The organism is Campylobacter concisus, from assembly GCF_902460675.1.
GTDB classification, from domain to species: Bacteria; Campylobacterota; Campylobacteria; order Campylobacterales; family Campylobacteraceae; genus Campylobacter_A; species Campylobacter_A concisus_AJ.
Genome location: NZ_CABPUQ010000001.1, coordinates 1,310,373 through 1,319,703, shown reverse-complemented (window position 1 = coordinate 1,319,703; position 9,331 = coordinate 1,310,373). Strand labels below are relative to the sequence as shown.

The following is a 9,331-nucleotide window of genomic DNA, read 5'->3' as shown; positions in this document are numbered from 1 at the left end:
AAGAATACAATGCAAATTTTGCTAAAGAGCAGGCTGAGAAGAAATTTAAACCTATGCAGGTTAAAAAGAAGTATGAGACCTATGATATAAACAAGGATCAGAAATTTCTCTTTGCAAGAGAGCTTTTAAATTTCAAAGAAAAAAGAGGCATAGATGTCTTAGAGCTTATGCAAAAGATAGATAAGAAGCAAATTTTAAATAAGATGGCTTGATGGATGAAGATAGCCATCTTTTAAATTTATCTATTTAGATTTTTGTCTCATTTTGAAGCTTTGTAGCATGAGCTAGCACACTATCTACTATCTTGCTAGCACTTTTGCCATCTTTTGAAGTGAGTAAATTTCTTTTTAGTAGCTCTTCTAAGATAAATTTGATCATCTTCTCATTTTTCAAAAGCCTTGAGAGAGGCACTACATCATCAGCCAAGCTTTGCTCACTCATTAGCTTTGAGTAAGAGCTTGCCTCTACACTAAGCTTCGTCTCACCACTATCGCTAGCGATAGGACTAAAGCTCTTTAAAAATCCCACAAATACACCAGCATTGCTATAAGTGCCATCTGCTTGATATACCGACATATCAGGATTAAATGTATATTCGTCGCTGGCTCTTGTGTTAAGATGCTCTTTGCTAAAATTTAGCTCATAGACCTCGTGGCTTACTCCAAAACCTCTAAGCTCATCTCTAACGCTCTTTGCATCACTAACTTGATCAAATGTTTTATATACATTTGTAACAGATATTAGGCTGACATCTTTTAAGAAATTTGCATTTTTACCAAAGGTTTTTTGGTTGGTATCCAAGCTAAAGCCTTTTGGTAAATTTGCTAGATCAGCTTCGCCATATCTATCTTTTTCATCACCCATAATGCTTTTAAAAAGTTTATAGTAGTGCTTTGTAGTATCAGCTACGTCTATCTTTTCAAAGGCAGCCTTGCTTCTATCTTGCGTAAAGAGATATGTTTTGTTGTTATATCTAACTATCTCATCAAGCGTGCTTTTATGGATTTTAAAGTCTTGTGGCAAACCTGCAGCTTTGTTAAAATCAGCTCCCATAAAGCCTGCTTTATCTATTGTGTAGCCATAAGCTTGAAGGTCATTAAAATTTAAAGAGATGAGGCTATTTTGTGAAGAAGAGATATAGTTAAATTTAGCAGGCTCTTGGCTTGGCTTACTACTCTCTTCTTTGGTCTTTTGGTTAAAAATATCACTAAAATTTGCAGATCTATTTTGCTTGTGTTGTTGCTCGGTGTATGAATTTACATTTGTGCCTAAGATACTAATATCATTCATGGCTTGACCTCCTAGCTTCTTTTATGTTTAAAGCAAAAGGTGTTCCAGTGATATGATTTGCAAAAGATAGATAAGAAGAAAATTTTCGGCACAACTTTTGCTTACTCTTTGAAGCTAAATTTCAAGGAGTAAGCTATGAAAGTCTCTTATAACTCCATCTTAACAAAACAGCACTACCAAAAACAGACAAAAAGCGAAGGCTTTGCAAATTTCTTGCCTAACACTCCAAATATAAATTCGATCGGCCAAACCACTACTCCTAAAAATGACTTTGTTTCATCTAGCGCTATCGACTCTCTTTATCAGGCTAAATTTACTTCACAAGAGGGCTATGGATATAGTGTAGATGCTAAAGGGTTTATGGGAGCTGACTTTAACAAAGCTGCAGGTTTGCCACAGGACTTTAAAATCCATAAAAGCACGCTTGATGCGATAGTGCTACACAATCAAAAACATCCAAATAGTATAAATTTTTCAATGGAAACAAAGAAAGATAACCAACTCTTTGGAGAGGATAGCTTTGCAAATATCGATCTAGCAAATACTATCAAGCAATACTATAAAATTTTTGATCAAATTTCAGCTGGAGTTATTAGTAAGGGTAAAGAATTTTACTCAGCCGAGGACCTAGCAAAGATGCCAAAAGGCTACTTTTCAAAAGATAAAAAAATAGAGCATGTTGAATACCTAATGGGTAGGATGACTAGCGATGAGCTAGATGGGCTAACTGATAGGAGTAATGAAAAGGTAACTCATATCTTTAGGACAGCCCAAGACGCAGAAGATGCACATAGGTTATGGGATGATCTAAGTGATATAAATGTAGAAGTCAATGGAAATTTTCTTGACTTCTCTCCAGAAGTGATGACAACTGAGCATACTATCCCTTATATGTGGGTTAGTAGTGCTGGATATGACTTCAAGCCTGATATGTCTGTATATGATAACGAACAAGGCTATACAAAGGAGCAAATCTTTGTGGCATTTTTAAAAAACGAGCAAGGTCTTGTGTTACAAGGTGGCACAACAAGGATAACCGACGAGGCTCTTAGCGTGTATAAAAACTATCAAATCATTACAAAACAAGATAGAAGTGAGATAGGCATACCAAAGGCTTATTATGATGAGATACTATCTGGCAAAAAAGATCTAAAATATATACTAGCTAGGATTTTAAAGCTTAGAAATTTAGAGCTTAAAAAAGATCAAACGCTTGAGGGGCTAGCAAGTAAGATAATGGATGTTTTAAAAGAATTTGATGAGAGGACGAAGGTAAAAGCCTAAAGCCCATCAAGTAAAATTTTATAAAGGCGGTTTATCTCATCGTCATTTAGCTCGATCGTGCTTTTTGTGTCAAACAAATTTTTGATCTTGCTAGCGTCAAATTCGCTCCTATCAAGGCAGTGCTTGTGAGATGGCAAAAAGCCACGAGTTAAGCAAAGCTCGCTTTCTATCTCCTCGTCGCAGATAAAGCACTCAAGCTCGCTGTGAAGCCTGCCTTCATACTCTAAAATTTTGACGTAGCTTTCGATGATAAGGCGTTTTGGATTTTGCAGCTGCATCTGTTTGGCACAGCGATCAAGCTCGTTAAAATAAATTTCATCGAGCTGCTCGACCTCTTTTAGATGATCATAAAGTAGGCGCATAAACTGCTGCCAAATGATGAGTTTGTCACGCTCTAGCAGCCATTTAAAGCCAAGATGAAGTATGCTTCTAAGCTTTGGTAGAAATTTCGCCTCTTGCTCTAGCTCAAAGTCGATCTTGTAGCCAGTCATGATGTTTGAGTGGCGAGCGCCAAAAAATCTATATGACTTTACGAGCAAATTTGGCGTTAGCACAAAGACTAAAAGGTCCTCGTCTCTGACCTTTTGCACGCGCAGGATGTAGCCTTGCATCTAGGCAAAAAACTCCCTTATGCGCTCTCTCATCACGCGGGCATCTTTGATGAAATTTATCTCATTTCTAAAGGTTGTTGCGCCATCTATGCCCTTGCTGTATTGGTGCAGATGCTTTCTAAATATGCAAAGTCCATGCTCGCCGTAGTGTTCGATCATAGCGTCGAAGTGAGCTAGTATGATCTCTTGTTTTAGTGCCTTATCCACGCTACTTTTGGTCTTTATCTCGTGAAATATCCAAGGGTTGCCGATGCTTGCTCTGCCGATCATTAGGGCGTCACACTTTGTGAGATTTAAAATTTCATCTGCATTTTGCGCATTTATATCGCCATTTGCAACGACTGGGATTTTCACGCTCGCCTTTACTCTGGCGATCGCTTCATAATCAACCTTCGCCGTATATCCACCAGCTCTGGTGCGACCATGCACTGCGATGTAGTTTGCGCCCGCTTCTTCGCAGGCTTTTGCTATGCGCTCTTCATTTTTGTCGTTAAAGCCAAGTCTAAATTTAACGCTTAGGCTCTCTTTGTTTGAGGCGCTTTTTATGGCTTCGATTATGCTTTGAAGTTTGTCAAGATCGTTTAACAAAGCCGATCCTGCGCCTTGTCTAACGACCTTTGGCACAGGGCAGCCGCAGTTTAGATCGAGCCCATAAATTCCATCAAATTTATTGACTATCTGCACGGCTTTTTTTAGATTTTCTATATCGCTACCAGCTATTTGGACGACGTAGGGCTCTTCGTTTGGGGATTTTTTAAGCATCTCAAGGGTTTTGTCACTACTCTCATAGACCAAGGCATTTGCGCTGATCATCTCGCTAACAGTGACATCGCAGCCAAATTTCTTGACGACGCTTCGTAACGGCAGGTCAGAAAAGCCAGCAAGTGGCGCTAAGAAAAGTGGCTTTTTACTAAAGTCTATCATTTAAAAAATAGCGAGCTAGGCACCATTTTGCCGTTATCTCGCAAAAATAGTAAAACCTTTATCTCTTTAAACTCATCAGGGTCGCTGCCCTCGATAGCTTCTCTTACTTTATCAAGCATCTGAAGCTCAAATAGCGCATATACGTAGGCTTCATCAGCGTCAGCATGGATGCTTTTTAACTTCTCAAAGATGCCGATAAATGCGTCTGGTTTTAGTTTATTTTTAAGCATTATAGCTGCTTTGTCGTATTGTGCTTTTGTTACTTTTGCATTATTTAAAAGATCGAAAATTTCATCGCTACTTAGGTCGATCTCATCATTTACAAAACGCGTGATAATGGTCATTATATCTTCGCTTGCTAGCTCTGGATCGATTTTTTTGATCTCGCTAAATGAAGCTGTTTTTATGAGCTTATCGAAGGCTGCCTTTTTAAGGCTCTCGTTTTGCTCTTGATTTTTAAGTACATCAAGATAGTAAGTCGGCAGCTGCTCGATCTTGTTTAGCTCGTTTAGGATGTTTAGCTTGCTATCTTTTGCTAGTCTAAATTTCTTTAGATCGACGATCTCTTTGTTTTTTATGCTTTTTATGGTTTGTAAGATATTGTTTATCTCGCCGTCATCAACACCAACATCTTTAAGCTCGCCTACTGGTGAGATAGAGCGTGTGAGCTGTGAGGCGATCTTGTAAGTATCGGTTTTGAAGTCTTTGTTGCTCTCAAAGCCAAGAAGCGTCTCTTTTGCAAGGTCTTTGTAGAGTTGGCTATCTTTTTTTATCCATTTTTTATATCTATAAAAGGCGTATCCGTGATATGCGATATGAAGTAGGGCAAGGAGCGCCAAAATGGCTACTGGAAGTGCCACCCAGACAGCTACTGGCAAGGTTATGGCTTGACCTAAGAGCTCAAAGGTGAAGTCTGAACTATTAAGAGAATAGGTAAGTCCTGCAACAACTGCTGTGTAGATGATGCAGTAGACGAGAAATTTTCTGGTTTTCATATTTTCTCCTTAGTTTTTTGCTGTTTTTTCTATTATCTCACGACAAGCTATGCAGTATTTTGCATGCGGTTTTACTTTTAGGCGAGGGACGCCGATCTCCTCTTCGCACATGTCACAAATTCCATAAGTCTTGTTTGCTATCTTTTCAAGCGCCTCGTCGATCTCGTGAAGCTCGGCTCTTTGCTGGGTTGATATAGACTGCTCTATAAGCTGGTCAGTATTTACTGAAGCTATGTCAAATTCATCGCTTACTCCACTATCTCTTAGACCGCTTACTTCAACTGATGAGTCATAAATATTTTTTTTGATTTGTAGCTTTCTATCTTCAAGTAGTTTTTTGAAAAAATTTAGCTCGTTTTGAGTCATTTTATATTCCTTTATTTGTGGTATGGGTGGTTTGCATTGATACAAAGCCCTCTAAAAATTTGCTCAAAAAGTACGAGCTTGGCGACTTTGTGCGCCATAGTCATCTTGCTTAAGCTTACGACTTTTTGTGCCTTGTTTTTTAAATTTTGGCTAAGCCCATAAGCTCCACCTATGAAAAAATTGATCTGTGAATTTGAGTTTAAAATTTGAGCAAATTCTTGGCTGTCAAGCTGTGAGCCATTTTCATCAAGCATCACACAAAAGCCTTTTAAATTTGGCTCGTAAATTTCATCATAAGCTCTTAGCGCATCGCTTCTGCCACTACTTTGAGCCTTTGCTATCTTTTCATTAAATATTATTTTGTCGTTTATCTTGGCAAATTTTGCACTCATTTTTATATATTCTTGTATCTCGTTTTCAAAGTTGTCACGCGATGATTTTTGAATGCTAAAAACCGAAATTTCCAAACTTACCCTTTGGTTTTTAGCTTTAGCTCAAAGCCAGCTTCGCTAGGAGTAGTCACTTCGCTTTTAGAGATCATAGCTTTGTTATTTATAAGAAATTTAACCATATCGCTTATATATTTTTTATGCTCGCTTCTTGGCACGATGTCATCTATGAGACCATGTTCAAGCAAAAATTCAGCCCTTTGAAAGCCCTCTGGAAGATCAGCGCCTATGGTTTGTTTAATAACCCTTTGTCCTGCAAAGCCTATTAGCGCGCCAGGTTCAGCGATTATTAGATCTCCAAGCCATGCAAATGATGCACTAACGCCGCCCATCGTAGGATCTGTAAGTATAGAAATATATGGTAGTCTTGCTTCATCAAGAAGTTTTAGGGCTGCTGAAGTCTTTGACATCTGCATTAAAGAAAATGTGCTCTCTTGCATTCTAGCGCCACCAGATGCGCTTACGATGATCAAGGCTTGGCGTTTTTCGATCGCGCGTTTTATCGCTCTTACGATCTTTTCGCCCTCAACTGAAGCTAGTGAGCCGCCCATAAAGCCAAAGTCAAAAACAACTAGCTGAATTTCTTGTCCGTTGCATTTACCTTCGCCGCATATCACTGAGCTTGTGCGTCCTGTTTTTTCTTTATTTTCTGTGATTCTTTTTTTGTATGATTTTTTATCGACAAAATTTAAAGGATCTACTGGTTTTAAATTTGCGTCAAATTCTACAAAGCTACCTTCATCGCAGATCAAATTTATGCGATCATCAGCTTTTAATCTCATGTGGTAGCCGCATTTTGGACATACATTAAAACAAGCTTCAACTTCTTTGTAATACATCAGTGAGTGGCAGTTGTCGCATTTTACCCAGTGTGTAGGTGCTTCTTCTGGACGAGGTTGAGCTTTTCTTATCTTTGAAAAAATGTCTGAGAAATTCATCTTTTTACCCACTTATATTAAAAATTGTGGGATTATATCTAATGTTAGCCTTGCTTTTTCTTATATGACTTAAAGTTTGTTTGTTTGTGGGGGATTTAAGGGGCAAACTAGCCCCTTAAAAGTATCTTATTAGAAGCGTCTTCCGATAGTAAATTCAAATGTATTTGTATCATCACCCTCTTTAGGTTTAAGAGCTTTTGCGAAGATTAGTTGAAGTGGTCCGATAGGTGTTATCCACTCGATGCCTGTACCAACTGATGATCTTTTTATCTCGTTTAGACTATTTTCGCCGATCATGCCATAGTCATAAAATACAACACCACGCATTTTAACACGCTCTATGATAGGGAAGCTCATCTCAACTGAGTTGTTAAATGATGTTTCGCCGCCGTATTCATAGTAGTCGCCATTATATTTTACTTTTGGAGATACGGTTCTGCTTTCGTAGCCACGCAAGCTTCTTATACCACCAAGGTAAAGCCTTTCGTTGATAGGAGTATAACCTCTCTCCCAAATTTTGCCAAAGCTTGCTTTATATCTTAGGATAAGATCGTAGTCGATGTACTCTCTAAGGCCTAGATAGTAGTTGAAATTTGTGCGGTTTTTAACAAAATCCATATCACCACCAAGTCCTGCTATCTCAAATGATGTGCTAGCTATGATGCCACGTCTTGGCAAGTAATAATCATCGGTGCTATTATATGTCAAAGCTGGAGTTATAGCGCTTTTTATAGCCTTGCCTTCTCTATAAATTTCTTTACCTGTGTATCTATTTATATCTCTTAGTTCATCATCTTTTAGAGTAACTTTACTTTGCTCGATATTATAAGTAAGTGATGCACTTAAATTTCTAGTTAATTTTCTACCAAGTGTTGTGCTAAAGCCATAACTTCTCTCTTTATATGTTCTCCAGTCATAGTCGTTTGCATATAGCGTTCCGCCAAGGCTATACTCTGAGTCAAAAATTCTTGGATTTGTAAGACTTATCTGACCAGAAAGCTCTCTATCGCTCTTATCAACGCTTACTTGTCCTTGAAGACCAGAGCCAAAGATGTTTGTGTCAGAAAGAGCAGCGTTTAGTAGCAAGCCATCGCTACTTCCATATCCGATGCCGCCGCTTATTGAGCCAGTTGATGCCTCTTTTACTTTTACTTTTAGATCGACTGTGTTTTTATCAACTGGATCTTCTTCTATCTCGACATCGTCAAAGTAGCTTGTTCTTTTTAATGCATCTTTTGAGTCTTGAAGGTCGGTTCTACTATATAAATTTCCCTCAGTTAGATATAGCTCACGTCTTACGACACGATCAACAGTTCTGTCGTTTCCTGAAATTTGAACATTTCTTATATATACTTTTTCGCCAGGATCTACTTCGTAGTCGATATCAACTGTTTTATTTTCATCAAATTTATCAGTCTTTGGATAGACTTTGACAAATGCATAGCCCTTGTCAGCAACCATATCGTCAAGCTTTTTCATATCTTGGCGAAGTCTTGCTGAGTTCATCGTATCGCCAGCCTCAAGTCTAAAGTCATCTATGATCTTTTTAGTATCAAGTCCTAGCTCTTCAGGTGCTGTGATGCTTACATTTGAAACCTTATAAGGCTCACCCTCGTGGATGTAGTATGTAAGATCAGCTGTGTAGTTATCAAATGACGCATTTAGGTAAGGTGACGAAACTGTCGCATCTAGATAACCTTTTTGAAAATATTTATCTTGAATCCTTGCTGGGTCGTTTTCAAGCTCGAAAAGTTTAACTTTTCCGTCGTTTCTACCCCAAAGCCAGCCCATAAATTCTCTACTTTTGTTTGCAACTACTGGCTCGATATCGTCATAGTCAAACTCTTTAGCACCTACTAAATTTACCTTTTTGATTATCATATTTTCGCCGCGGTTTATGTTTAGAGTAATGAAAAGCGAGCTGTCGTTGTCTGCGACTGGCTGTTTTTCTACGTCGACAACTGTGTCAAAGTAGCCTTTTGACTCATAGTACTGGCGAATTCTCTCTTTTGTTTTTTCTATAGTTAGGTCATCATACATATTGCCAGGTTTGATGTTGATTAGCGATTCGATCGCAGTTTTGTCATTTGTCACAACACCCTTTAGATCGACTCTAGCTACGCTTGGCTTCTCTTTTACTTTTACTAAAAGATTGCCACTACCTGTATCTTCTATGTAGATATCATCAAAATAATTTTGCTTGTATAAATTTGTGATGGCCTTATCGCTAAGCTTTGGAGTTAGCTCTTGACCGACTTTTAGCCCCATTATCTGAGTGGCTACATCAGGTGAAAGGTGGATTAGACCTTTGAAATTTATTGACTGAATTGTTTGTGCATTTAGACCGCTTAAAGCTAGTGCTAGTAAAAATAATTTCTTTTTCATTAAATTTAACCTAGAGTTTTAGTATAAGTGCGTATAATATCATATTTTATTTTTAAAAAATTTAAATTTTATAATTTTAAAGGTTTTTT

9 protein-coding genes and 1 pseudogene are annotated in these 9,331 nt (G+C 38.0%); 2 read left to right on the top strand and 8 right to left on the bottom strand.

What is annotated here, in order from left to right; all coding sequences use genetic code 11:
- Positions 1-212 (top strand): annotated as a pseudogene (locus F3G88_RS06415) (cell surface protein); the annotation flags it as partial.
- A gap of 34 nt (positions 213-246) precedes the next feature.
- Here F3G88_RS06415 and F3G88_RS06410 read toward each other — a convergent pair.
- Positions 247-1,290: a Cj0814 family flagellar-dependent secreted protein gene (locus F3G88_RS06410; RefSeq protein WP_149715675.1), complete on the bottom strand. Its 1,044-nt coding sequence runs from the start codon at positions 1,288-1,290 to the stop codon at positions 247-249.
- A 135-nt stretch (positions 1,291-1,425) separates the two neighbouring features.
- Between F3G88_RS06410 and F3G88_RS06405 the strand changes: the two genes are divergently transcribed.
- Positions 1,426-2,574 carry a Cj0814 family flagellar-dependent secreted protein gene (locus tag F3G88_RS06405; protein WP_149715674.1) on the top strand — a complete coding sequence of 383 codons (1,149 nt, stop codon included), beginning with the start codon at positions 1,426-1,428 and terminating at the stop codon, positions 2,572-2,574.
- Here F3G88_RS06405 and recO read toward each other — a convergent pair.
- From recO to bamA, 7 genes are all read right to left on the bottom strand, one after another.
- Positions 2,571-3,185: a recombination protein RecO gene (gene recO / locus F3G88_RS06400; protein WP_021087592.1), complete on the bottom strand. Its 615-nt coding sequence runs from the start codon at positions 3,183-3,185 to the stop codon at positions 2,571-2,573. The two genes, F3G88_RS06405 and recO, sit on opposite strands and share 4 nt — an antisense overlap.
- Complete coding sequence (locus F3G88_RS06395; protein WP_149715673.1) at positions 3,186-4,109, bottom strand: tRNA dihydrouridine synthase; 924 nt, start codon at positions 4,107-4,109, stop codon at positions 3,186-3,188. It lies immediately after the preceding gene.
- A complete protein-coding gene (locus F3G88_RS06390; RefSeq protein WP_149715672.1) occupies positions 4,106-5,104 on the bottom strand; it encodes a uroporphyrinogen III synthase HEM4 in 999 nt (332 codons plus the stop codon). Before F3G88_RS06390 ends, F3G88_RS06395 begins: the two co-directional genes overlap by 4 nt.
- A gap of 9 nt (positions 5,105-5,113) precedes the next feature.
- Positions 5,114-5,470, bottom strand: a complete 357-nt coding sequence (dksA, locus tag F3G88_RS06385; protein WP_021085778.1) for an RNA polymerase-binding protein DksA — start codon at positions 5,468-5,470, stop codon at positions 5,114-5,116.
- Positions 5,471-5,481: 11 nt separating this feature from the next.
- The gene (locus F3G88_RS06380; RefSeq protein WP_009294328.1) at positions 5,482-5,937 is read right to left on the bottom strand and encodes a 23S rRNA (pseudouridine(1915)-N(3))-methyltransferase RlmH; all 456 of its coding nucleotides are present in this window, start codon (positions 5,935-5,937) and stop codon (positions 5,482-5,484) included.
- Positions 5,938-5,939: 2 nt separating this feature from the next.
- Entirely contained in the window at positions 5,940-6,857 is a 918-nt protein-coding gene (gene accD / locus F3G88_RS06375; protein WP_107791470.1) for an acetyl-CoA carboxylase, carboxyltransferase subunit beta, read from the bottom strand.
- Positions 6,858-6,986: 129 nt separating this feature from the next.
- Complete coding sequence (gene bamA, locus F3G88_RS06370) at positions 6,987-9,242, bottom strand: outer membrane protein assembly factor BamA (protein WP_149715671.1); 2,256 nt, start codon at positions 9,240-9,242, stop codon at positions 6,987-6,989.
- Positions 9,243-9,331: the final 89 nt, after the last annotated feature.

Coding starts and splice junctions, on each gene's coding strand:
- F3G88_RS06410 (WP_149715675.1), bottom strand. CDS start 1,290: ATGAATGATATTAGTATCTTAGGCACAAATGTAAATTCATACACCGAG.
- F3G88_RS06405 (WP_149715674.1), top strand. CDS start 1,426: ATGAAAGTCTCTTATAACTCCATCTTAACAAAACAGCACTACCAAAAA.
- recO (WP_021087592.1), bottom strand. CDS start 3,185: ATGCAAGGCTACATCCTGCGCGTGCAAAAGGTCAGAGACGAGGACCTT.
- F3G88_RS06395 (WP_149715673.1), bottom strand. CDS start 4,109: ATGATAGACTTTAGTAAAAAGCCACTTTTCTTAGCGCCACTTGCTGGC.
- F3G88_RS06390 (WP_149715672.1), bottom strand. CDS start 5,104: ATGAAAACCAGAAAATTTCTCGTCTACTGCATCATCTACACAGCAGTT.
- dksA (WP_021085778.1), bottom strand. CDS start 5,470: ATGACTCAAAACGAGCTAAATTTTTTCAAAAAACTACTTGAAGATAGA.
- accD (WP_107791470.1), bottom strand. CDS start 6,857: ATGAATTTCTCAGACATTTTTTCAAAGATAAGAAAAGCTCAACCTCGT.
- bamA (WP_149715671.1), bottom strand. CDS start 9,242: ATGAAAAAGAAATTATTTTTACTAGCACTAGCTTTAAGCGGTCTAAAT.